We start from the raw sequence: 25,703 nt of genomic DNA on the forward strand, positions 1-25,703 counted from the left end.
GAAGGGTCCGGCCGGGCCGCCGGCGGGGCGGCCCGGCCGGAGCGGTCAGCGCGCGTCGAGCGCCCGGCGCAGCTCGCCCGCCAGGACGCGCAGCCGCTCGCCGCGCATCACCGTGTAGTGGTCGCCCGGCACGTCCACGAGGGTCGCGTCCCCGGGGAAGTACCGCATCCAGCGGCGCGCCGTCTCGACCGTCGCGCCGCCGTCCGCGGCCCGCAGCGACACCACGCGCCCCGCGAAGGCGGTGGGCGTGTGGCGCAGCAGGGCCCGGTAGTTGCTCCGGAACCGGCCGACGATGCCGCTGAGCGTGTCGAGGTCGATGTCCTCGGACAGCGCCCCCGCGGCCCGCGCCTCGGCGTGCAGCACCTCCACCGGCGGCCGGCCGTCGAAGGCCTCGGCCGGCAGCTCCCACCGCACACCGGCCAGCCCCGCCAGGTCCCGGGCGAACCAGGACAGCAGCGTCTCGTCGGAGACGGGCGCCCCCTCGGCCGGACCGGGCTCCACCATCAGGTCGATCACGGTCAGCAGCTCCACCTCGGCGCCCGCCGCGGTGAGCTGGGCCGCCATCTCCAGGGCGATCACCCCGCCCATCGACCAGCCGCCGAGCCGGTACGGACCCTCCGGCAGCGCCTCCCGGACCGCGGCCACGTAGTGGGCGGCCATGGCCCCCACCCCGTCCAGCTCCGCGTCCGGCAGCTGGAGCGCGTAGAACGGCTGCTCCTCGCCGAGGAGTTCGGCGAGCTCCGCGTAACAGAGCACGTCACCGCCGACCGGGTGCACGAACACCAGCGGCGTCCGCGTGCCGCCCGTGCGCACCGGCACCAGCGCCCCGCGTCCGACCTCCCCGCTCCCGGCCTCCCGGACCGCCCGCGCGAGCAGCTCGATCGTCGGCCGGGCGAAGAGGGTCGACAGCGGCAGGCTGCGGCCCAGGCCGCGCGCGATCCGGGCCATCAGCCGCACCGCGAGCAGCGAGTCCCCGCCGAGGTCGAAGAAGCTCGCGGTCACCCCGATCTCGGTCACGCCGAAGAACTCCGCCCAGATCTCCGCGAGCCGGCGCTCCACCTCGTCGCGCGGCGCGACGAATCCGGCGCCCTCCGCGGCCACCTCGTCCGGGGCGGGCAGCGCCGCCCGGTCGACCTTCCCGTTGTCGCTGAGGGGCAGTTCGTCCAGGACGAGGATCCGCTGCGGCACCAGGTGCGCCGGAACCACCCGCCGCAGCGCCTCGGTGATCCCCTGCTCCGTGTCGTCGCGCCCCTCGTCGAGGACGACGTACGCGATCAGCCGCTTCGGCCCGTGCCGCTCGCCCGCCGCGACGACCGCGGCACTGCGCACCCCCTCGCACTGGGTGAGCCCGGACTCGACCTCGCCGAGCTCGATCCGATAGCCCTGGATCTTCACCTGGGAGTCCAGCCGGCCGAGGAACTCGATGGTGCCGTCCGGCAGGAAGCGGCCCATGTCGCCGGTCCGGTAGAGCCGCTCACCGGTGACCGGGTGGTGCAGGAACGCGGCGCGGGTCTTCGCCTCGTCGTTCAGGTAGCCGCGCGCCAGCCCGACCCCCGCGATGTACAGGTCGCCGGGCACCCACACGGGGCAGGGCCGCATCGAGGCGTCGAGCACGTGGAAGCGCTGGTTACGCATCGCCTTGCCGTACGGGATGCTCACGCAGTCGTCCGGGACGTCCCCGATCGGGTGCAGGATCGACCAGATCGACGCCTCCGTGGCTCCGCCGAGGCTCCACAGCCCGGCGTCCGGCAGGAGGAGCCGGATCCGCCCCGGCAGCGACACCGGTATCCAGTCGCCGCTCATCATGACCAGCCGCACCGGCAGACCGGTCAGACCGTTCGACAGGGCGTGCTCGGTGAACATCTCCATCAGCGCGGGAACGCTGTTCCAGATCGTCACCCCGTGCTCGGTGACGAGCTCCGCCCAGCGGGCGGGCTCGCGGTGCGCGGCCGGCTCGGGCAGCACCAGGGCGCCGCCCACCGAGAGCAGTCCGAACACGTCGTAGACCGACAGGTCGAAGTGCATCGCCGACAGTCCGAGGGCCCGGTCGGCCGCGGTGACGCCGTACCGCTCGTTGACGTCGACCACCGTGTTCAGGGCCGCGCCGTGCTCGATCATCACGCCCTTGGGCAGCCCCGTGGAGCCCGAGGTGAAGATCACGTAGGCGAGGTCGCCCGGCTTGGCGCCGGACTCGCCGAGCGGGGCCTCCTCACCCGCGTCCTCGGCCCGCACCACGGTCCTGACCACGCCCTCGGGCCACTCCGCCGTCTCGTCCACCCACGGCTGGGTGACGACCTGGCTGATCCCGGCGCTGTCGAGCAGCACGTGCAGCCGCTCGACGGGCACCCGCGCGTCGATCGGGACGTACGCCGCCCCCGACCGCAGGATGCCGAGCGCCGCCACGACCTGCTCCCAGCCCTTGTCCATGACGATCGCCACCAGGTCGCCGGGACCGGCTCCCCGGCCCCGCAGCGCGTGCCCCACCTGGTTCGACCTGAGGTCGAGCTCCCGGTACGTCAGCGTCAGCGCCTGTGCGATGACGGCGGGCGCGTCGGGCGTGGCCCCGGCCTGGGCGAGGACCGCGTCGTGCAGCAGCCCGTCGGGCAGGGGTCCGTCGGTGTCGTTGGCCTCGGCCCGCACCTCCAGGTCGGCCGCCGGGACGAGCGCCGGACGCGGCCGCTGCCAGGCCGCCGGGTCACCCGCCAGCTCGCGCAGCATCCGCTGGTACGCGGCGAACATGGCGTCCACGCAGCCCTCGGGGAACAGCTCCTCGATCACGTCCCAGTTCAGGACGAGTTCACCGGCCTCCTCCACCGCCTGGTGGTCCAGCCACACCTGCGGCGTCCGGACCGAGCTGCTCACCTGACGGCCGTTCTCACCGATCCCCGCCAGGTACTGGACGACGCCGCGCCGCTCGGTGTCCTGCTGCCCCGCGAAGTTCACCAGGCTCGTGAAGACCACCGGTGCGGCGGCCCGCATCGTGGCGCCCCGCGCCCGGTTCAGCTCCCTGAGCACCTGCACACCGCTGACCTGGCTGTGCTCCATGTCGCTCCACAGCCGGGCCTGCACGTCGTTCGCACGGGCCGCGAACGTGGCGTCGGCCGCGTCGCGGATCTCCAGCATCAGCGTGGTGGAGAAGTTGCCGATCACGTCGCCGACCTGCGGGTGCAGCGGCAGCCGGTTGAAGTACAGCAGGTTCAGCGAGAAGTCGGGCGTGGCGCTCCACTCCGCGATCACCTGCGCGTACGCCGTGCACAGGGCCGCCGACGGGCTGACCCCGGCCGCCGCCGCGTGCTCCTTGAACCGGTCCCACTCCTCCCGGGGGAGCGTCGCGCCGCGGTGGTGGAACACCGGCCGGTCCAGACTCGACGGGGCCACGGCCAGCGGCAGCTGCGGCGCCGCCGGCAGGGTGTCGAGACGGTCCCGCCAGTACGCCACCGCCCGGTCGTACGCGGGCCCGCTGTCCAGCTCGCGGGCCTGCCGCACGTAGTCCCGGTAGCGCAGCTCCAGCTCGGGCAGCTCCTCGCCCCGGTAGCTGGCGGCCCACTCCTTGAACAGGATCGACGTGCTGAAGCCGTCGATGATCAGGGCGTCGAACCCGGCGTGCAGCCGGATCACCCGCTCGTCGATCCGCGTCACCCGCACGTCGAACAGCGGCCAGCGGGCGGTGTCGAAGACCTGGTGCCGCATCTCCTCGTGGACGGCGACCAGCGCCGCCTCGCGCGCGGCCGGGGCCAGCCCGGACACGTCGGTCTCACGGATCACATAGGCCGGGACCTCGCGCAGGACGCGCTGCTCGCCCTCCTCGGTGAACACGGCCCGCAGCATGTCGTGCCGCTCGACCATGGCCCGGAAGGACGCCCCCAGCCGGTCCACGTCCACCTGCTCCAGGTCGATCTCGATCTGGAAGTACGTGGAGGTGTTGCCGAGTTCGAAGGCGTCACCCCGGCCGACGAGGTACGCCTGCTGGAGGTCGGTCAGGCCGAAGGGCTCGTACCGCTCCGCGTCGTCGGCGGACGAGCGGGACCCGGCGCCCGTCTCCGGCACCTCGTCCTCGGCTCCCGCGCCGAGCGCGTCGAGCACGTCCCCGGCGATGTCCTCGGTGCTGCGGCCGCCCAGGAACGCCGTCATCGGCAGCAGGACGTCGAACTCCCGGTCCAGTGCCGTCCGGATCTTCATCGCGATCAGCGAGTCAAGACCGAGGGCCTGGAGGGACCGCCCGGCGTCCAGCCGGGCCGCCACCGTGCCGAGCGCCTGCGCGACGGTCCGCGCCACGAGGTCGCGCACCGCCCCGGGCGCCGCCGACGGCGTGACCTCGGCCGCTTCGGCGGGCTCCGGCGCCCGGGGCGCCGGGACCTCGGCCCGCCGCACCGGTTCCGGCTCGACCGGGGACACCCGGTCGGCCGAGGGCGCACGGGTCGCCGCCGGCTCCGCCGCCGCCCGGTCCGACACCGGGACGAACCGCACGCCGTCGGCCTCGGCGACCAGCCGGCCCTGCGCCGTGAGGAGCCGGATGCGCGCCCGCGTACCGTCCTCGAACAGCTCCGCGTGGCAGCGGAGCCCGTCCGGGACCCCGCCACGGCCGTAGTGCGCGAAGCGGTCCAGACCGGCCGGCACCAGGGCCGGGCCGTCGGTGGGGAAGCAGGCCAGCGCCGTCTGGAACATGGCGTCGACGAGCCCGGGGTGGATCAGGTACCCCTCCGCCTCGCCGGGCAGCGCGGCACGGATCTCCGCCGTGGCCTCGCCCCGGCCGAGCCGGATCCGCTCGACCCAGCGGGCGGAGGACCCCAGGTACAGGGCACGCCGCCACAGCAGCCGGTAGAGCTCGTCCCCGGTCAGCTCGCGGCCCGAACCCACCGGGGCGAGCGTGACCGTCGGCGCGGCCGGAGCACCGGCCGTCGCCCGGCCCCGCGCGTGCAACTGCCAGGCACCGGAGGCGTCCTGGGCGAAGTAGCGGAACCGCCCCTCGTCCACGACGAGCTGGGCGACGCGCCCGGCACCGGCCGCCGACGGATCGGCGCCGACCGGGTCGAGCACCAGGTCGACGGGGAGCTCCAGGTCCTCGACGGAGACCGGCCCCGGCCCGGCGAGCTCGGTCACCGCCTCCACCAGCGACTCCACGAGCACACCGGCGCTGACCACCGGCCGTCCGCCGACCACGAAGTCACCCAGGCAGGGGTGCGCCACCGGGTCGAGGTGCGGAGCGAACTGTGCCTGCGCCAGCGGCGACGCCGGCAGCCGCGCGCCCAGCAGGCCGGCCTGCTCGACAGGACGGTCCACCGGCCGCACGACCTCGCGCGGAGCGGCGACGGGCTCGTTGACGAGCCAGAAGTGCTGCCGCTGGAAGGGGTACGACGGAAGCTCCACGGCGCGTGCCCCGAAGGGGGTGAGCAGGGTGGTCCAGTCGAGGGTGACGCCGTGGGTCCAGGCTTCGGCTGCGGAGTGGGCGAAGCGGTCGAGTCCGCCGTTGTCGCGGTGCAGGGTGCCGACGGCGGCCCCGCCGTCGCCGAGGGTCTCCGTGATGCCGGAGAGGAGGACGGGGTGGGCGCTGACCTCGATGAACACCGTTCCCGGAGCGGCGAGCCCGGTGACGACCTCGGCGAGCCGGACCTTGCTGCGAAGGTTCCGGAACCAGTACGAGGCACCCAGCTCGGCCGTGTCCAGGAGCCCACCGGTCACCGTGGAATGGAAGGCGACCCGGCCCGAGCGGGGAGCGACCCCCTCCAGCTCGTGGGCGAGGGTGTCCTGGATCTCGTCGACGTGGGCGGAGTGGGAGGCGTAGTCCACCGGGATGCGACGGGCCCAGACCCCGGACGCCTCGCACCGGGCCAGGAGTTCGTCGAGGGCCGCGGGCTGTCCGGCGACCACGGTGGACGACGGCCCGTTGACCGCGGCGACCGAGACGCGCCCGCTCCACGCGGTGAGCAGCTCCTCCGCCCGGGCCTCCGGGACACTGAGCCAGGCCATGCCGCCACCGCCGGACAGGACGCGCAGGGCCTTGGAGCGCAGGGCGACGACACGGGCCCCGTCCTCCAGGCTGAGGCCGCCCGCCACGACGGCCGCGGCGATCTCGCCCTGCGAGTGCCCCACGACCGCCGTCGGGTTCACGCCGTGGGCGCGCCAGAGGGCGGCGAGGCCGACCATCATCGCCCAGGAGGCCGGCTGGACCACGTCCACCCGGTCCAGGCCCGGAGCGCCCTCCTCGCCGCGCAGGACGGCGGTGAGCGACCAGTCGACGAAGGGATCCAGCGCGGTCTCGCAGGCCGCGATCACCCGGGCGAACTCCGGCGAGGAGTCCAGCAGGCCGGTGGCCATCCCGGCCCACTGCGAACCCTGCCCCGGGAACACGAACACCACGGGAGCGCTCGACGTGCGGCCCGGCTTCGCTCCGGTGACCGCCGAGGTGACGGGCTGGACCTCGCCCGAGGCCAGGGCGTCGAGGCCCGCGAGCAGCCCGTCGCGGCCCTCGGCGCCGCGGATCACGGCACGTGACTCGAAGGCGGAGCGCCCGGTCGCCAGGGAGAGCGCGACGTCGGCGGTGCTCAGCTCGGGCCGTTCCCGTACGAAGGCGGCGAGCTGTGCGGCGCCCTCGGCCAGCGCCTCCGAGGAGCGGGCCGAGACGAGCCACGGCAGGGTCGAGCCGTCCGGCCCGGGCGCCGCGTTCTCGTCCGGCTCCTCCACCGGGGGCTCGGCCAGGATGACGTGGGCGTTGGTCCCGCTGATGCCGAAGGAGGAGACACCCGCGCGGCGGACCCTGCCCTCGGTCACGGGCCAGGGGCGCGGCTCGGTGAGGATCTCGACACCGCCCGTGTCCCAGTCGACGAGGGTGCTGGGCGTGCCGACGTTGAGCGTCGCGGGCAGCTCGCCGTGGCGCAGGGCCATGACCATCTTGATGATGCCGCCGACGCCCGCGGCGGCCTGGGCGTGTCCGAGGTTGGACTTGAGGGAGCCGAGGAGGAGGGGCTGCCCGTCGCGTTCGGTGCCGTAGGTGGCGAGGAGCGCCTGTGCCTCGATCGGGTCGCCGAGGACCGTTCCCGTACCGTGCGCCTCGACGGCGTCGACTCCGGCGAACGTCACTCCGGCGTCCTGCACGGCGGCGCGGATCACCCGCTCCTGGGCGGGGCCGCTGGGGGCGGTGAGTCCGTTGGAGGCGCCGTCCTGGTTGACGGCCGAACCGGCCACCACGGCCAGGACCTTGTGTCCGAGGCGGCGGGCGTCGGAGAGCCGTTCGACGACGAGGACGCCGACGCCCTCGGCCCAGGCGGTGCCGTCCGCGTCCGCCGAGAACGACTTGACCCGGCCGTCCGCCGCGAGGCCCCGCTGCCGCGAGAACTCGATGAAGGTGTTCGGCGTGGACATCACCGCGGCACCACCCGCCAGGGCGAGCGAGCACTCGCCGGACCGCAGGGCGCGCACCGCGAGGTGCAGGGCGACCAGCGACGAGGAACAGGCCGTGTCGACGGTCAGGGCCGGACCCTGGAGACCCAGCGTGTAGGCCACCCGGCCGGTGGCGACACTGCCGGCCGTACCGGTCAGGAAGTGCCCCTCGGCCTCCTCCGGAAGCCGGCCGCCGCCACCGTAGTCGTGGTACATCACACCGGCGAACACCCCGGTGTCACTGCCGTGCAGCGAGCCGGGCGTGATGCCCGCCCGCTCCAGCGCCTCCCACGAGACCTCCAGGAGCAGCCGCTGCTGCGGGTCCATCGCCAGCGCCTCGCGCGGCGAGATCCCGAAGAACGCCGGATCGAACTCGCCCGCCTCGTGCAGGAACCCGCCGTGCCGGACGTACGAGGTCCCCGAGTGGTCCGGGTCCGGGTGGAAGAGGTGGTCGAGGTCCCAGCCCCGGTCCGCCGGGAACTCCGAGACGGCGTCGCGCCGCTCGGCGACGAGCCGCCACAGCGCCTCGGGCGAGGCGATGCCGCCGGGGAAGCGGCAGCCCATGCCGACGATCACGATCGGGTCGTCGTCCGTACGCGGGACGGCGGCGGCGACGGGCCGTGCCGGGGCCGCGGCCTCGGCACGCTCCCGCGCGAGCGCGAGCGTGAAGTCGACGACAGCGGCCGGCGTCGGGTGGTCGAAGACCAGGGTGGCCGGAAGCCGCAGCCCCGTCGCGGAGTTGAGCCGGTTGCGCAGCTGCACCGCGAGCAGCGAGTCGATGCCGAAGCTCTTGAACGGCTGGTCCGGGTCGATCCCGTCCGTCGACTCGCTGCCGATGACCGAGGCGAGCTGGGCGCGCACGACGTCGAGCAGCAGCCGACGGCCCTCCTCCTCGGACATCCTGCCGAGCTTGCGGCGCAGACCGGTATCGCCCGCGCGCCGCCGCGGGACCCGCACCAGGGAGCGCAGCACCGGGGACAGCGTCCCGGCGAGTGCGTCGGAGCGCAGCGAGGCCGGGTCGAGGCGGGCCGGTACGAGCAGGGGCCGGTCGTCGGCGAGCGCCCGGTCGAGGAGCGCGAGGCCCTGCTCGGTGGAGAGCGGGGCGATGCCGCGCGTCGAGAGGGTGCCGTCGTCCAGGTGGCCGGTCAGTCCGGTGCGTTCGGCCCACAGGCCCCAGGCGAGGGAGGTGGCGGGACGGCCCGCGGCCCTGCGGCGCGCGGCGAGCGCGTCGAGGAACACGTTGCCCGCGGCGTAGTTGGCCTGACCCGGGTTGCCGAGCACGCCCGCCACCGACGAGAAGAGCACGAACGCGGCGAGGTCGTGGTCCGCGGTCAGCTCGTCGAGGTGCGCGGCCGCGTCCACCTTGGGCCGCAGGACGGCCGAGAGGCGCTCCTCGGTCAGGGACTCGACCACGCCGTCGTCGAGCAGGCCCGCGGTGTGGACGACGGCGGTGAGCCGGACGCCCGTCAGGAGCCGGGCGAGGGCCTCGCGGTCGGCGGTGTCGCAGGCCGCGAGGGTGACCTCGGCGCCCCGCGCGGTCAGCTCGGCCTGGAGTTCACCGGCTCCGGGGGCGTCGGCGCCGCGGCGGCTGACCAGCAGGAGACGGCGGGCGCCGTGCTCGGTGACCAGGTGCCGGGCGACCGAGGCGCCGAGCACGCCCGTGCCACCGGTGACGAGCACGGTGGCGTCCGGGTCGAGCGGGGCGGCGCCGGCCGGTTCCCCGGCCGAGGTGTGCCGGACGAGGCGGGGCGCGAGCAGCGCACCCGCCCGCAGGGCGAGCTGCGGCTCGGTGAGCACGCTCCCGGGCACGGTGCCGGTGTCGTGCGCGGCGTCCGCGTCCAGCAGGGCGAAGCGGTCCGGGTGCTCGGACTGGGCGGTCCTGATCAGGCCCCACACGGTGGCCTGGGCGGGGTCGTCGACCTCGGGTCCCGCGGCTCCGTCGGTCAGGACGAGCAGGCGGGAACCGGCGAAGCGGGCGTCGGCCAGCCAGCCCTGGACGAGGCCGAGGGCCCAGCGCGCCGCTTCGTGGGCGGCCGCCGCGAGATCGGCTCCCGTGCTGCCGCCGGAGTTCCGCTCGGTGTCGGGACATCGTCCGTCGACCGGACATCGGACGGCGACCAGCGGCGGGACCTCGCCGGGGACGTCGGCCAGGTCCGCGACCAGGCACACGTCGGTGTCGGCGGCGGACGCGACCGGCTGCCAGTCGAGGCGGAAGAGCGCGTCCGCGCCGCCACCGGCCGTCGGGTCGGCCGTGAACGGCCGCATCGTGACGCTCTCCGCGGACAGGACGGGCTTCCCCGTGCCGTCGGCGACGCGCAGGCTCACACCGTCGCCGCGCGGGCTGAGCCGGACCCGGAGGGCGTCCGCGCCGTCGGTGTGGCGGGTGACGCCGGACCAGGAGAAGGGCAGTACGGTGCCGGCGTCCGCGCGGAGCAGCCCGACCGCGTGCAGCGCGGCGTCCAGGGCCGCCGGGTGCACCCCGTAGGTCGTGGCGTCCAGTTCGGCGGGCAGGCCCACCTCGGCGTAGACGTCCTGGCCGGAGCGCCAGGCGGCGCGCAGGCCCTGGAAGGCGGGGCCGTAGTCGTAGCCCGCCTCGGACAGGGTGTCGTAGCGGCTCTCGACGTCGATCTCCTGGGCGCCGGCCGGCGGCCACTCCGAGAGCTCGAAGTCGGCGCCGTCGTCCTCGGAGTCGAGCACCGCGGCGGCGTGCCGGGTCCACGGGGTGTCCGCGTCGGCGTCCTGCGGCCGGGAGTGCACGGCCAGCTCCCGCTGCCCGTGGTCGGCCGGCGGCTCGACGGTCACCCGAAGCTGTACGGCCTCGCCGGGCGGGAGCACCAGCGGAGCCTGGAGGGTGAGCTCGGCGAGCCGTCGCGTGCCCACCCGCGCGCCCACGGCCATGGTGAGTTCGAGGAACGCGGTGCCGGGCAGCAGGACGGTGCCCCGCACGGCGTGATCGGCGAGCCACGGCTGCGTGTCGAGGCCGAGCCGCCCCGTGTACACCAGCCGGTCCTCCTCGACCAGTTCGACCACGGCACCGAGCAGCGGGTGCCCGGCCGAGGTCAGACCGAGCCCGCGGGCGTCGGTGGACGCGGGCTCCGGCTCCAGCCAGTAGCGCTGCCGCTGGAAGGGGTACGACGGAAGCTCCACGGCGCGCGCCCCGAAGGGCGTGAGGAGGGTGGTCCAGTCGAGGGTGACGCCGTGGGTCCAGGCTTCGGCGGCGGAGTGGGCGAAGCGGTCGAGTCCGCCGTTGTCGCGGTGGAGGGTGCCGACGGCGGTTCCGGTGTCGCCGAGGGTCTCGGTGATGCCGGAGAGGAGGACGGGGTGGGCGCTGACCTCGATGAAGACGGTGTCGGGGGTGGCGAGTCCGGTGACGACCTCGGTGAGCCGGACCTTGCTGCGGAGGTTGCGGAACCAGTAGGCGCCGTCGAGTGCGGAGGTGTCCAGGACGGTGCCGGTGACGGTGGAGTGGAAGGCGATCAGGCCCGAGCGGGGGGAGACGTCCTTCAGCTCGTGGGCGAGGGTGTCCTGGATCTCGTCGACGTGGGCGGAGTGGGAGGCGTAGTCCACGGGGATGCGACGGGCCCAGACCCCGGAGGCCTCGCACCGGGCGAGGAGTTCGTCGAGGGCTTCGGGCTGTCCGGCGACCACGGTGGACGACGGTCCGTTGACCGCGGCGACGGAGATGCGTCCCTGCCACGGCCGCACGAGCTCTTCGGCCTGCTCCTCCGGCACCCGTAGTGAGGCCATGCCGCCGCCGCCGGAGAGGACGCGCAGGGCCTTGGAGCGCAGGGCGACGACGCGGGCGCCGTCCTCCAGGCTGAGGCCGCCCGCTACGACGGCCGCGGCGATCTCGCCCTGGGAGTGGCCGACGACGGCGACCGGGTTCACGCCGTGGGCGCGCCAGAGGGCGGCGAGGCCGACCATCATCGCCCAGGAGGCCGGCTGGACGACGTCGACGCGGTCGAGACCGGGGGCCCCGTCCTCGCCGCGCAGGACGGCGGTGAGCGACCAGTCGACGAAGGGATCCAGCGCGGTCTCGCAGGCCGCGATGACACGGGCGAACTCGGGGGAGGAGTCGAGCAGCCCGGTGGCCATCCCGGCCCACTGCGATCCCTGCCCCGGGAACACGAAGACGGCCCGCGCGGCGGACACGCCGTTCTCTCCCTCGACCTCCCGGGACGCCAGGGCGTCCAGGCCCGCGAGCAGTCCGTCGCGGCCTTCGGCACCGGGGACGACGGCCCGGGACTCGAAGCTGGAGCGCCCGGTCGCGAGCGAGAGCGCGACATCGGCGGTACCGAGCTCCGGCAGCGCGCGTACGTGCGCTGCCAACTGCCCGGCCGCCTCGGCCAGCGCCTCCGAGGAGCGGGCCGAGACGAGCCACGGCAGGGTCGAGCCGTCCGGCCCGGGCGCCGTGTTCTCGGCCGGCTCCTCCACCGGGGGCTCGGCCAGGATGACGTGCGCGTTGGTCCCGCTGATGCCGAAGGAGGAGACACCCGCGCGGCGGACCCTGCCCTCGGTCACGGGCCAGGGGCGGGACTCGGTGAGCACCTCCACGCCGCCGTTGGCCCAGTCGACCAACTCGCTGGGCTTGCTGACGTTGAGAGTGGCGGGGAGTTCGCCGTGGTGGAGGGCCATGACCATCTTGATGACGCCGCCGACGCCGGCGGCGGCCTGGGAGTGCCCCAGGTTCGACTTCAAAGAGCCGAGTTGCAGCGGGTGTTCGTCGCGATCGGTGCCGTAGGTGGCGAGGAGCGCCTGTGCCTCGATCGGGTCGCCGAGGACCGTTCCCGTACCGTGCGCCTCGACGGCGTCGACTCCGGCGAAGGTGACGCCGGCGTCCTGGACGGCCGCGCGGATCACCCGCTCCTGCGCGGGACCACTGGGGGCGGTCAGGCCGTTGGAGGCGCCGTCCTGGTTGACGGCCGAACCGGCCACCACCGCCAGGACCTTGTGTCCCAGGCGGCGGGCGTCGGAGAGCCGCTCGACGACGAGGACGCCGACGCCCTCGGCCCAGGCGGTGCCGTCCGCGTCCGCCGAGAAGGACTTGCAGCGACCGTCCGCCGCGAGGCCCCGCTGCCGCGAGAACTCCACGAAAATGCCCGGTGTCGACATGACCGTCACGCCGCCGGCGAGCGCCAGCGAGCACTCGCCCGAGCGCAGTGCGTTGACGGCCAGGTGCAGGGCGACCAGCGACGAGGAACAGGCCGTGTCGACGGTCAGGGCCGGGCCCTGGAGACCCAGCGTGTACGCGACGCGGCCCGAGGCCACGCTCGACGTCGTCCCCGTCAGGCCGAACCCCGTGGCGGCCGCGCTCGCCTCACCCAGACGCGGGCCGTACTCCTGCGCGATGGCCCCGAGGAACACACCCGTCGACGACCCGTGCAGCGAACCGGGCGTGATCCCCGCCCGCTCCAGCGCCTCCCAGGACGTCTCCAGGAGCAGCCGCTGCTGCGGGTCCATCGCCAGCGCCTCGCGCGGCGAGATTCCGAAGAACGCGGGGTCGAACGCGGCGGCGCCGTCCAGGAACCCGCCGTCGCGCACGTACGACGTCCCGGAGTGGTCCGGGTCGGGGTGGTAGAGCCCGTCGAGGTCCCAGCCCCGGTCGGTCGGCAGACCGGAGATCACGTCGCGCCGCTCGGCGACGACCCGCCACAGCGCCTCGGGGGAGTCCACCCCGCCGGGGAAGCGGCAGCCCATGCCAACGATGACGATCGGGTCGTTGCTGCCCGCCTCCAGCTCGCGGACCCGCTGACGGGACTGGTGGAGGTCGACGGTCAGGCGCTTGAGGTATTCGACGAGTTTGTCGTGGTCCGGTGTTGTCATGATGGTGATGCCCCCGTAGGCGTTGTGGAGCCGTGCGTGCGCGGCGTGCGGGCATGGCTGCCCGTGCGGCGGTGCCGGAGCACGCCGCGCGCAGCGATCAGGACGAGAAGGGTGGGGGTCCGGCGGGGCGGACGCGGGGTCAGAGTTCGGTGTCGATGAACGCGAGGAGTTCGTCGACCGAGGCCGACTGGACGCGTGCGGAGAGGTCGTCGTCGGCGGCGGCCCGCTGGGCCGGGACCTGGACGGCCAGCGCCTGGAGCCGCCGGCCGATCTCGGCCAGGACGTCGTCCTGGGTGTCGTCCGGCAGCGCGCCGAGTGCCGCTTCCAGCTGGTCGAGTGCGACCAGGCCGGGTACGGAGGGCGAGGTGTCGGAGCCGGTCGGTTCCGGTGCGGTCGGGGCCAGTTCGGTGTGCAACCGGGTCACGACCGCCAGCGGTGTCGGGTGGTTGAAGAGGAAGGTGGCGGGCAGTCGCAGTCCGGCGGCGGTCTGTAGCCGGTTGCGCAGTTCGACGAGGGTGAGCGAGTCGCAGCCCATGTCCTTGAAGGGCCGGTCGGCGGGAATGCCGGACGCGGAGGACCGGCCGAGGACGGCGGCCGTCTGCACCCGTACGAGGTCGAGGAGCAGTTCCTCCCGCTCGGCCGCGCTCAGCACCCCGAGGCGGTCGCGCAGCGTCTCCGTCGCACGGGGCGCGGCCTCCGCCGGCGCCGCCTCGGCGGGCCGGGGCGCGGCCGGGGCGAGGTCCCGGAGCACGGTGGGCAGGTGGCCGCCCAGCGCGCCGAGCGCGGCCCGGTCGAGGGGTGCGGGCACCAGCGCGGCGGAATCCATGCGCAGGGCCGCGTCGAACAGGGCCAGGCCCTCGGCGCGGTCGATGGGCGCGAGGCCGGTCCGGGCGATGCGCACCCGGTCGGCTTCGGACAGGCCGCCCGCCATTCCGGCGGCGCCCGGCCGTCCCGCCGTGTCCGCCCACATGCCCCAGGCCAGGGAGACCGCGGGCAGGCCCCGGACCGCGCGGTGCTGGGCCAGGGCGTCCAGGGAGGCGTTGGCCGCGGCGTAGTTGCCCTGGCCGGCGCCGCCGATGACACCCATGACGGACGAGAAGAGGACGAAGGCCGCGAGGTCCTGGTCCGCGGTGAGTTCGTGCAGGTGCCGGGCCGCGGTGGCCTTGGCGGCGAGCACGGTGTCCAGCCGCTCGGGCGTGAGCGCCGTGACCACGCCGTCGTCGAGCACGCCCGCCGCGTGGACGACGGCGGTGAGCCGCACGCCCCTCAGGAGCCCGGCGAGGGCCTCGCGGTCGGCGGTGTCGCAGGCCGCGAGGGTGACCTCGGCGCCCAGCGCGCTCAGTTCGGCGGAGAGCTCCTCCGAGCCGGGGGCGTCGGGGCCGCGGCGGCTGACCAGGAGCAGACGGGGCGCGCCGTGCTCGGTGACCAGGTGCCGGGCGACGAGCCCGCCGAGGGCGCCGGTGGCGCCGGTGACCAGCACCGTGCCGTCCGGGTCGAGGGCCGCCGGCAGCATGAGGACGACCTTGCCGATGTGGCGGGCCTGGCTGACGTACCGGAAGGCGTCCGGTGCCCGGCGGACGTCCCAGGTGCGGACCGGCAGCGGGGTCAGCGCCCCCGCCGAGAGCAGCCGCAGGACGGCCGTGAGCATCTCCGAGATCCGCTCGGCCGGCTCCTGGAGCAGGTCGAAGAAGCGGTAGGCGACCCCGGAGTGGTCGGCGGCCACCCGCGCCGGGTCGCGCAGGTCGGTCTTGCCCATCTCGACGAAGCGGCCGCCGCGCGGCAGCAGCCTCAGCGAGGCGTCCACGAATTCGCCGGCCAGCGAGTTGAGTACGACGTCCATGCCGCGCTCCCCGGTGGCCGCGCCGAACGCGGCCTCGAAGTCCAGGGTGCGGGACGACGCCAGGTGCGCGTCGTCGAGGCCCAGGGCCCGCAGCGCGTCCCACTTGCCGGGGCCCGCCGTGCCGTAGACCTCCGCGCCCAGGTGCCGGGCCAGCTGGACGGCCGCCATGCCGACGCCGCCGGCCGCCGCGTGGATCAGGACGCGCTCGCCCGCCGCGAGCCCCGCGAGGTCGACCAGGGCGTGGTAGGCCGTCAGGAACACGATGGGCGCGGACGCCGCCTCGGCGTACGACCAGGTGTCGGGCATGACGGCGACCAGCCGGTGGTCGGTGACCGCGACCGGACCGAACGCCCCGGAGAACAGGCCCATGACCCGGTCGCCGACGGCGAGCCCGGTGACACCGGACCCGACCTCGGTGACCACACCGGCCCCTTCGAGGCCGAGCGGTCCGGGATCGCCCGGGTACAGGCCCAACGTGCCCAGCACGTCGCGGAAGTTCACGCCCGCGGCGCGCACCGCGACCCGCACCTGCCCGTCGCCCAGCGGCGCCAGGGCCTCCGGGCAGGGGTCGAGCGCCAGGTGGTCCAGGGTCCCGCGCTCGCGCACCACCATCCGCCAGGCGGATGTCCCGGCGGGCGGAACCAGCGCCCCGCCGGCCGTGGCCGGGCCGAGGCGGGGCACCAGCGGCTCCCCGTCCCGCAGGGCGAGCTGCGGCTCCGTGCCGAGCAGCGGCAGCGCGGTCCGGCAGTCGTCGTCCGACTCCACGTCGAGGAGCCCGAACCGGCCGGGATTCTCGGTCTCCGCCGACCGCACCAGACCCCACACGGCAGCGCCGTCCGGGTCCGCGTCGGCGTCCGCCGCCGTGGCGACGGCGCCCCGGGTGACGAGCACCAGACGGGACTCGCCGAAGCGGTCGTCCGCCAGCCACTCCTGGACCAGGCCGAGCGCGCGGTGCACCGGGAGCCCGCCGCCGGACGCCGGGGCGTCCGCGAGGGCGGTGAGCGGCGCGAGGACGACCGACGGGGCGAGCAGCCCCGCGTCGACGGCCCGTCCCAGCTCGGCGAGACCGGCGTAGCGGGGACCGACGCCCAGGTCGGCCGGGCCGAGGGCGACGGAGCGCGGCGCCTCCTCGCCGTCCGCGGTCACCGGCTTCCAGTCCAGCCGGTGGAGCGAGCGCGGCACGGCGACGGCGTCGCTCACCGGACGCAGGACGAGCTCCTCGATCTCGGCGACCACCGTGTGCGACGCGTCGAGCAGCGTCAGGGCCACGGCGTCCGGTCCGGTGCCGGTGATCAGGACGCGGACGGACCGGGCGCCGGGCTGGTGGACGGTCACACCGCGCCACGCGAAGGGCAGCAGTCGCCGTCCGCCGTCCTCCAGCGCGGTGATGACGATCGGGTGCAGGGCCGCGTCGAGCAGCGCCGGATGGACGCCGTACGAGGCGGCGTCGTTGACCGAGGCCGGGAGCGCGACCTCGGCGGACAGGTCGGAGCCGTGCCGCCGGGCGGCCCGCAGGCCCTGGAAGACCGGGCCGTAGGCGTAGCCGGAGGAGGCCAGCTCGTCGTAGCAGCCGTCGACGGGCAGCGGTACGCCCTCGCCGGCGGGCCGGGTCCCGGCGGTCGCGGGGGAGCCGTCGTGCGGGGCGAGCGCGCCGGTGGCGTGCAGGGTCCACGGTTCGACGGCGCCGTCCGGCGTCTCGGTGCGGGCGTGCACGGTCAGGGTGCGCAGACCGTCCTCGCCGGGCGCGGCCACGACGACCTGCACCTCGGTGCGACCGTCGGCCGGGATCACCAGCGGGGCGACCAGCGTGAGCTCGGCGACCCGGGGGGCGCCGGTCTCGGCACCCGCGCGGACGGCGAGCTCCAGGAACGCGGTGCCGGGCAGCAGGACCGAGCCGAGGACCGCGTGGTCGGCCAGCCAGGGGTGGGTACGGCGCCCGAGGCGGGCGGTCAGGACGGCCTGCCCGGACTCGGCGAGCTCGACGGCCGGGCCGAGCAGCGGGTGGCCCGCCGCCCCCTCGGTGCCGCGCGCGGTCAGCCAGTACCGCTCCCGCTGGAAGGCGTACGTGGGCAGGGGCGGCGTCCGGCCCGGGCCGAAGACGGCCCGCCAGTCGGGGCCCCGGCCGCGGACGTGCAGGGCGCCGAGCGCACCGGCCAGGGTCCGGCGCTCGGACCGGCCGCGACGCAGCACGGGCACGAATGCCAGCGCGTCGTCGTCCAGACAGTCCTGCCCCAGGGCGGACAGCACACCGTCCGGGCCCAGTTCGAGGAAGGTCCGCATCCCGAGGCCGTGGAGCGCGGCGAGGCCGTCGGACATCCTGACCTCGCGGCGCACCTGCCGCACCCAGTAGTCGCCGGTGACCTCGACGGGCAGACCGGTGACGGTCGACACCATGGGCACGCGCGGTTCCGCGTACCGCACCGACGCCGTGACGGCGGCGAAGGCGTCGAGCATGCCGTCCATGCGGTGCGAGTGGAAGGCGTGACTGACGACCAGCCGGCGCGTCTTGCGACCGGTGGCGGCGAACGTGGCGGCGACGTCCTCGACGGCCTGCACGTCACCGGAGACGACGACGGACAGCGGACCGTTGACGGCGGCGACGCTCACCTCGTGCCCGCGGTGCGCGATCAGCGCCGCGACCTCGTCCTGGGAGGCCTGGACGGCCATCATGGCGCCGCCCGACGGCAGGGCCTGCATGAGCCGTCCGCGCGCGGCGACGAGGGCGCAGGCGTCGGACAGCGTGAGGATCCCGGCGACGTGCGCGGCGGCGAACTCGCCGATGGAGTGGCCGAGCACGGCGTCGGGGGCGAGACCCCGGTGCTCCAGGAGCCGGTGCAGCGCGACCTGGAGGGCGAAGAGCGCGCACTGCGTGTTCTCGGTCCGGTCGAGCGCCTCGCCGTCGTGGAACATCACCTCGCGGACCGGCGGCATGCCGGGCTCGGAGGCGCGGGCGGCGTCGAGTTCGGCGCAGACCGCGTCGAGCGCCGCGGCGAAGACCGGCTCGGCCTCGTACAGCTCGCGTCCCATGCCGACGCGCTGGCTGCCCTGTCCGGTGAAGAGGTAGGCGAGGCCGTCGTCGGACCGCGCCGTGCCGACGGCGAGGGCGGAGTGCGGCTCGCCGCGGCCGAGCGCGGTCAGCGCCGCGAGGGCCTCCGTCCGGTCCTCCGCGGTGACGGCCGCGCGGTGTTCGAGGGCCGTACGGGTGGTGGCGAGGGCGCGGCCGAGGTCACGCGCGGACACCTCGCCGAGCGGACCGGACCCGTCGAGCGCGTCGGCGAGGGCGACGGCCTGCGCGCGCAGCGCCGGTTCGGTCCGGCCGGACAGCACCCACAGCGGGTCGGAGTCCGTGTCCCCGGTCCCGCCGCCGGGCGCTAGGGGCTCGGTGGGGGCCTCGGCGAGGATGACGTGGGCATTGGTGCCGCTGATGCCGAAGGAGGAGACGCCCGCGCGGCGGGTCCGGCCTTCGGCGGCGGGCCAGGCGCGGGGTTCGGTGAGGACTTCGACGCCGCCGTCGGCCCAGTCGACGAGTTCGGTGGGCTTGCTGACGTTGAGGGTGGCGGGGAGTTCGGCGTGCTGGAGGGCCATGACCATCTTGATGACGCCGCCGACGCCGGCGGCGGCCTGGGAGTGCCCCAGGTTCGACTTCAACGACCCCAGGAGGAGAGGCTGTTCGTCGCGTTCGGTGCCGTAGGTGGCGAGGAGGGCCTGTGCCTCGATCGGGTCGCCGAGGACCGTTCCCGTACCGTGCGCCTCGACGGCGTCGACCCCGGCGAACGTCACCCCGGCGTCCTGCACGGCGGCGCGGATCACCCGCTCCTGCGCGGGACCACTGGGGGCGGTCAGGCCGTTGGAGGCGCCGTCCTGGTTCACGGCCGAACCGGCCACCACCGCCAGGACCTTGTGTCCCAGACGGCGGGCGTCGGAGAGCCGCTCGACGACGAGGACGCCGACGCCCTCGGCCCAGGCGGTGCCGTCCGCGTCCGCCGAGAAGGACTTGCAGCGACCGTCCGCCGCGAGGCCCCGCTGCCGCGAGAACTCCACGAAAATGCCCGGTGTCGACATGACCGTCACGCCGCCGGCGAGTGCCAGCGAGCACTCGCCCGAGCGCAGTGCGTTGACGGCCAGGTGCAGGGCGACCAGCGACGAGGAGCAGGCCGTGTCGACGGTCAGGGCCGGACCCTGGAGACCCAGCGTGTACGCGACGCGGCCCGAGGCCACGCTCGACGTCGTCCCCGTCAGGCCGAACCCGGCGGCACCCGCCCCCGCCTCACCGAGGCGCGGACCGTACTCCTGGGCCATGACACCGGCGAACACGCCGGTCTGGGTCCCGCGCAGGGAGTCCGGGGCGATGCCGGCGCGCTCCAGCGCCTCCCAGCAGACCTCCAGATAGGCGCGCTGCTGCGGGTCCATCGCCAGCGCCTCGCGCGGCGAGATCCCGAACAGCTCGGCGTCGAACTCCGCGGCGCCCGCCAGGAAACCGCCGTCGCGGACGTACGTGGTGCCCACGTGCGCGGGGTCCGGGTCGTACAGGCCGTCGAGGTCCCAGCCCCGGTCGGCCGGGAAGCCGGAGATCACGTCGCGCCGCTCGGCGACGACCCGCCACAGCGCCTCGGGGGAGTCCACTCCGCCGGGGAAGCGACAGCCGATGCCGACGATCACGACCGGATCGTCCTCGCCGGTACGGGCCTCGGGGGCCGTCCCGGTCTCGTCCGGCGCGTCGGCGAGCAGCGCGGCCAGCCGGACGGGGCTGGGGTGGTCGTACACGACGGTGGTGGGGAGCGTGCGCCCGGTGGCGGCGACGAGCCGGTTGCGCAGCTCTACGACCATCGCCGAGTCGATGCCCAGCTCCTTGAACGTCCTCCGGGGTGCGACCTCGGCGGCGGACTCGTGCCCGAGGACGGCGGCGGTGTGCGCCCGCACGAGCTCCAGGGCGGCCGCGCCGGTCAGGGAGAGCGTCCGCTCGACCTCGGGGGCGTCCGCGGTGTCCTCGGGGAGCGCCGTGGCGGAGGGCCCCGGCGTCCGGGCGGTGTGGGGCCGTCCGGCGATCCAGTGGCGCCGCCGCTGGAAGGCGTACGTCGGCAGCTCGGCGCGGCCGGCCCCGGCGGGCGGGACCGGCAGGAGCGTGTCCCAGTCCACCTCGGCGCCGTGGCAGAACGCCTCGCCGAACGCGAGCAGCAGGCGCCGCGGCCCGCCCTCGCCGCGGCGCAGGGTGCCGAGCGCGGCCACGGGAAGGTCGGCGTCCTCCGCGGTCTGCTGCACGGCGAGCGCCAGGACGGGGTGCGGGCTCATCTCGATGAAGAGTTCGTGGCCCGCCTGGAGCAGGGACCGTACGGCGGGTTCGAAGCCGACGGGCTCGCGGAGGTTGCGGAACCAGTAGTCGACGTCCAGCTCGGAGCCGTCAAGCGCCGTGCCGGTCACGGTGGAGTGCAGCGGCACGGTTCCGGCGCGCGGCGCGATGCCGGCGAGCTCGGCGGGCAGCGTGTCCCGGACGGCGTCGACGTGCGGGCTGTGCGAGGCGTAGGCGACCGGGACGCGGCGGGTGCGGACGTCCTCGCCGTAGTGCGCGGCCAGCGCGTCCAGGTCGGCTCCGTCGCCGGCCACGACGGTCATGCCGGGCGAGTTGACGGCGGCGACGCTCAGGCGCGGGAATCCCGCCAGGTCCGCGCGGACCCGGTCGGCGGGCAGCGAGACGGTGAGCATGCCGCCGCCGCGCCCGGCGAGCGCGCCGAGGGCGGTGCTGCGCACGGCGATCAGCCGGGCAGCGTCGTCCAGCGTGAGGGCGCCGCTGACGGTGGCGGCGGCTATCTCGCCCTGCGAGTGGCCGACGACCGCGGCGGGCTCGACGCCCGCGGCCCGCCACAGGGCGGCGAGTCCGACCATCACGGCCCACAGCGCGGGCTGCACGACGTCGTCGCGGTCCAGGGCCGGGGCTCCGGGGCGACCGCGCAGCACCTCGGTCAGCGACCAGTCGCGGTACGGGCCGAGCGCGCGCTCGCAGTCCTCGACGACCTGGGCGAACACCGCGGAGCTGTCGAGGAGTTCGGCGGCCATGCCGGCCCACTGCGAGCCCTGGCCGGGGAAGACGAACACGGCCCGCCGGACGGGGGCGGGGGTGCTGCCGGTCACGGCGGCCTGGGTGACCCCGGAGTCGGCGACGGCGTCCAGGGCGGTCAGCAGGGCGGTCCGGTCGGAGCCCGTCAGGACGGCCCGGTGGCCGAAGGCGGTGCGGTCGTGGACGAGGGCGCGGGCGATCTCGGCGGCGTCGAGGTCCGGGTGCGCCCCGAGGTGCTCGCGGAGCCGGGCGGCCTGGGCGCGCAGTGCCTGGTCCCCGCGTCCGGAGAGTACCCAGGGAATTAATGCGGACGCGTGCGTTCCGTGGTCCCGTACCGGCTCGTCCCCGACGGTCGAAGGGTCCGTGCGCGGCGCTTCACCGAGAACCAGATGACAGTTCGTGCCGCCCATTCCGACCGATGTCACACCGGCGAAGAGCGGGGTGTCGGGATGCGGCCAGGGTCCGTTCTCGGTGACGGCGGCGAGTCGCAGTTCCTCGAAGGGGATCTGCGGATTCGGAGTCTGATAGTTGAGGGTCGGAACGAGTTCCCGCTCCGTGAGGCAGAGAATCGTCTTCACGAGTCCGGCAATGCCCGCGGCCCCTTCGAGGTGGCCGATGTTCGTCTTGACGGATCCGAGCCGGAGTGGATTTTCCGGAGAGCGGGAGGAGGAGAATACGGCGCCCAGAGCAGCGGCTTCGATGGGATCACCGACGCGGGTTCCCGACCCGTGTATTTCGACGTACTGCGCGCGTTCCGGCGTTATTCCGGCGTTAACCCAGGCGTCACGTATGACGCGCTCCTGGGATTTCCCGTCAGGGGTGGGGAGGGTGTCGCTCGCGCCGTCGCTGCCGACGGCCCCACCGTGCAGCAGACAGTGGATGCGGTCCCCGTCGGCGATGGCCCGACTGAGGAGTTTCAGCGCCACGACGCCGCCGCCCTCACCTCGCACATACCCGTTCGCCCGGGCGTCCAACGAGTAACATCGCCCGTCGGGCGAGAGGCTCCCGAAGGCCGCGAGGGCCTCGGTGCTCTCCGGCGCGAGGTTCAGGTTGACACCGCCCGCCAGCGCGGTCACGGACTCGCCGCTGCGCAGGCTCTCGCAGGCCAGATGCACCGCCACCAGGGACGACGACTGCGCGCTGTCGATCACCATGCTGGGGCCCTGGAGCCCGAGGGCGTACGAGACCCGGTTCGCGATGATGCCCCGGTGCAGGCCGGTCACCGTGTGCGCGGAGGTGGCCTCGGGCCCGGCCGCGTGGGTTACCGCCGCGTAGTCGTCGGCGATCGCGCCGACGAAGACGCCCGTGGCGCTGCCGGCGAGACTCCCCGGGACGATACCGGCGTCCTCCAGGGCCTCCCAGGCGAGCTCCAGCACCAGGCGCTGCTGCGGGTCCATCGCGGCGGCTTCCCGCGGGGAAATGCCGAAGAACTCGGCGTCGAAGGTGTCGACACGCGGCAGAAATCCGCCGGGACGCGGCGAACCGTCCTCCCGGACGCCGAGGTGGGCACGATCGGCGGGCGGTTCCGCGATCGCGTCGCGGCCGTTCCGGAGAAGGTTCCAGAATTCGGCAGGACCGGCACCACCGGGAAAACGGCAGGAAAGCCCGACGACGGCGACGGCACGGTCGTCCCCCTGGACGTGCGTCGGACGCGACGGCGCGTCCCCGACCGAATCCTTCCGGTTCTGGGCATGGCGGATCATGGTGTTGTTGCTCCCCCCGTGAAGCATGAACAACGGCGTTGCCGACTCGGCGGCCCTGCCGGACTCAACTCGTTTCGGACCCTAGCACCGAGGCGGCGCTCCGTAAACCAATGGCTGAAGCGGGGGGTTGGTATGCAAAACGAATGTGACGAACAATCCAGAAGACGCTTGTGCGGCCTTCTTGAGACGGCCGTCTCAGATATTTCACGGCGCATGGGCAGAGCCTCCCGGCCCGGTGACACCACCCTCCGGGACACACTGCGGGAGGGTACGGTCGGGCCGGGGCAGGAGGCCGGAGAGCCTGGGAGTTCAGTCCTCCTTCGCCCCCGGCTGCGCCTTGGTGAGGGTGCAGACGCCGTCCACGCACTGGCGCTCCAGGCGCCCCCGGGAGATGGTCTGGGCCAGGCCGACCATCCAGCAGGTGGGGCAGCCCCGGAAGGCGATGAGCGCCAGCGGGGCCGCGAGCAGGGTGGCCGGGCCGGCGACCGGCACCATGGCGATCGAGCCGATGATCAGCCCGAAGCCGATGACGCCGCGCGCCAGGTGGCGCGGGACGGACTTGCTCGCGAAGTTCGGCGCCGAGGACGGCGGGGTCACCGGGGTCACGACGACCGGGGCCTTCGCACCCTCGGGGGGCTTCACGATGTTCACGGTGTTCATGGTCGTGGGTCTCCTTCGACTGGTCGGTCGATGGCTCGATCTGATGGCTGGTCGGTCGCTTCCAGCGCGTCACGCAGCGCCGCACGTGCCCGGTGCAGCCGCGACTTCATCGCGGCGGTGCTCAGACCGAGCGACTGGGCGACGGCCTTGCCGGGCAGGCCCTGGACGTCCCGCATGATCAGGACCTGCCGCTGGTCACGCGGAAGCGCGCTGACCGCGGCCGCGATCCGCTCCACCTCCAGCCTGTACAGCACGGCCTCCTCGGCCGACGGCTCCGCACACGCCTCCGGTTCGGCGGATACTTCGTCACGTCGGGCGACGAGCATCCGCAGCGACCGGAGGCACTCGTTGCGCACGATCCGGAACATCCACGAGGCGAGCGCACCGGTGGCCCGCAAGGTGCCGATCTTCCGGTAGAGGATGATCAGCGCCTCCTGTGCGGCGTCCTCCGCGTCCTGCGGCGAGGCGCACAGCGATATGGCGAACTTGCGCACATGCGGCTGCGATTCCATGACGACGGTGGTGAGCGACGTGACGTCGCCGTCCTGAGCGGCCTTGATCAGCCGCTCGTCGGGCCAGGGGAAGCGTTGGTTCATGCGCTACTCATACCGGAAGGCGCCCCGCGCGCAGGCGCCGGTCAGCTTCGGCTCTTGTTGAAGCGCCGCATGAGGTGCCAGCTGCACGCACCCACGAGCACCACGCCGATCACGATGATGGCAGTCACCATTTTGCTGTTTCCTCCCGGTTACGCCGGCCCCGTTCGGCCGGTACACACATAAGAGACGGGGAGGTGCCCAGAGGATTCGGCTCTCGCCCAAGTTTTTTTCCGACCGCCCCCGAAGGCGCCTCCGGCGGCCCCCGCGACGGGGGCGCGGTCCGCGCCAGGGGGCTCGAATCCGGTCCTACCGGCGCCGCGCCGCGCCCCCTAGCGTCATCGCGTGACCAAGATGCTCGACTCCTCAGCGGGGCGCGCCGGCGCGCGGCCGCCCCTGGTGACGCGGCCCCTGCTGCTGCGCTTCGTCTCGATCGTCGGCGCCTCGACCAGCTTCTATCTGCTCCTGTCGGTCGTCCCCCTCTACGCGGAGGCCTCCTCCGGGGGCCGCGGCGGTGCCGCCGGGCTCGCCACCGGCGCGCTGATGCTGGCCACGGTCGGCGGCGAACTCGCCACCCCCCGGCTCGTCGCCCGCCTCGGCTACCGCCTCGTGCTCGGGGCGGGGCTCGTCCTCCTCGGTGCGCCCGCGTTCGCGTTCCCCGTCTCGGGCGGCACGGCGTGGATCGTGACGATCTGCGCCGTGCGCGGTCTCGGCTTCGCCTTCACGGTGGTCGCGGGCGGTGCCCTGACGGCCGCGCTCGTACCCGCCGAGCGCCGGGGCGAGGGGCTGGCCCTCGTCGGCATCGTCTCCGGGGTCCCGTCCCTGGTGGCGCTGCCCCTGGGGGTGTGGCTCGCGGCGCACGTGGGGTACGGGCCGGTGTTCGCCGCCGGGGCGGTGGCCGCGCTGGCCGCCGTCGTCTCGGTCCCGGGCCTGCCGGACCGCGAAGCGGCCGCGGGGCGCGGGATGGGGGTGGCGGCCGGGTTCCGGACGGGCGCGCTGCTGCGGCCCACGCTGGTCTTCGCGACCACGGCCCTGGCCGCCGGGATCCTCGTGACCTTCCTCCCGCTCGCGGTCCCCTCGGCCTCCGCGGGGGTCGTCGCCACAGCCCTGTTCGCCCAGACCGCGACCGCGACCGTCGCCCGCTGGGTCGCCGGCCGGCACGGCGACCGGCACGGGCCGTCCGTCCTCCTCCTGCCCGGCCTCGCCGCCGCGGCCGGCGGCACCCTGCTGACCGCGCTCACGCACAGCCCGGTCGCCGTCGTCCTCGGCACGGCCCTGTTCGGCGTCGGCTTCGGTGTCGTCCAGAACGTCACCCTGACCCTGATGTACGCCCGGGTCCCCGCCTCCGGCTACGGAACCGTCAGCGCCCTGTGGAACTTCGCCTTCGACGCGGGCATGGGCGCCGGGGCCCTGGGATTCGGGCTCCTAGCGGCCCGCAGCGGCTATCCGGCGGCCTTCGCCCTCACGGCCGCGGTGATGCTCACGGCGGTCCTCCCGGCCTGGCGCGACCGACGCACGGAGGAACCCCCGGAACCCCGGACCGCGCCCCGGTCCGAGGACGGGGACGAGGGGGAGACCGGTCCGGGGAACGGGGCACGCCGCACGGCCGTGTGATCAGGCCGGATCCGGGCGCGGCCGCGCGGTCACCCGGGGTT

Annotated in this window: 5 protein-coding genes; 1 reads left to right on the forward strand and 4 read right to left on the reverse strand. The window is 74.8% G+C overall.

Annotation, left to right across the window (positions count from 1 at the left end):
• Window positions 1–45: 45 nt before the first annotated feature.
• From ACFYXU_RS14425 to ACFYXU_RS14440, 4 genes are all read right to left on the reverse strand, one after another.
• The gene (locus tag ACFYXU_RS14425) at window positions 46–13,200 is read right to left on the reverse strand and encodes an amino acid adenylation domain-containing protein (RefSeq protein WP_389457838.1); all 13,155 of its coding nucleotides are present in this window, start codon (window positions 13,198–13,200) and stop codon (window positions 46–48) included.
• Between the two features lie 139 nt (window positions 13,201–13,339).
• Window positions 13,340–22,822, reverse strand: coding sequence for an SDR family NAD(P)-dependent oxidoreductase (locus ACFYXU_RS14430; protein WP_389457840.1), 9,483 nt, complete (start codon window positions 22,820–22,822; stop codon window positions 13,340–13,342).
• 282 nt (window positions 22,823–23,104) lie between these two features.
• On the reverse strand, window positions 23,105–23,455 hold the full coding sequence (locus tag ACFYXU_RS14435) for a hypothetical protein (RefSeq protein WP_376514758.1): 351 nt from the start codon (window positions 23,453–23,455) through the stop codon (window positions 23,105–23,107).
• Window positions 23,452–24,051 carry an RNA polymerase sigma factor gene (locus tag ACFYXU_RS14440; RefSeq protein WP_329852748.1) on the reverse strand — a complete coding sequence of 200 codons (600 nt, stop codon included), beginning with the start codon at window positions 24,049–24,051 and terminating at the stop codon, window positions 23,452–23,454. Before ACFYXU_RS14440 ends, ACFYXU_RS14435 begins: the two co-directional genes overlap by 4 nt.
• A 351-nt stretch (window positions 24,052–24,402) precedes the next feature.
• Here ACFYXU_RS14440 and ACFYXU_RS14445 point away from each other — a divergent pair, with 351 nt between their 5' ends.
• Window positions 24,403–25,662 (forward strand): MFS transporter, encoded by a 1,260-nt coding sequence (locus ACFYXU_RS14445; RefSeq protein ID WP_389458476.1) that lies wholly within the window; start codon window positions 24,403–24,405, stop codon window positions 25,660–25,662.
• Window positions 25,663–25,703: the final 41 nt, after the last annotated feature.

The organism is Streptomyces sp. NPDC002232, from assembly GCF_042890295.1.
Lineage (GTDB): Bacteria > Actinomycetota > Actinomycetes > Streptomycetales > Streptomycetaceae > Streptomyces.

Coding starts and splice junctions, on each gene's coding strand:
- ACFYXU_RS14425 (WP_389457838.1), bottom strand. CDS start 13,200: ATGACAACACCGGACCACGACAAACTCGTCGAATACCTCAAGCGCCTG.
- ACFYXU_RS14430 (WP_389457840.1), bottom strand. CDS start 22,822: ATGCTTCACGGGGGGAGCAACAACACCATGATCCGCCATGCCCAGAAC.
- ACFYXU_RS14435 (WP_376514758.1), bottom strand. CDS start 23,455: ATGAACACCGTGAACATCGTGAAGCCCCCCGAGGGTGCGAAGGCCCCG.
- ACFYXU_RS14440 (WP_329852748.1), bottom strand. CDS start 24,051: ATGAACCAACGCTTCCCCTGGCCCGACGAGCGGCTGATCAAGGCCGCT.
- ACFYXU_RS14445 (WP_389458476.1), top strand. CDS start 24,403: ATGCTCGACTCCTCAGCGGGGCGCGCCGGCGCGCGGCCGCCCCTGGTG.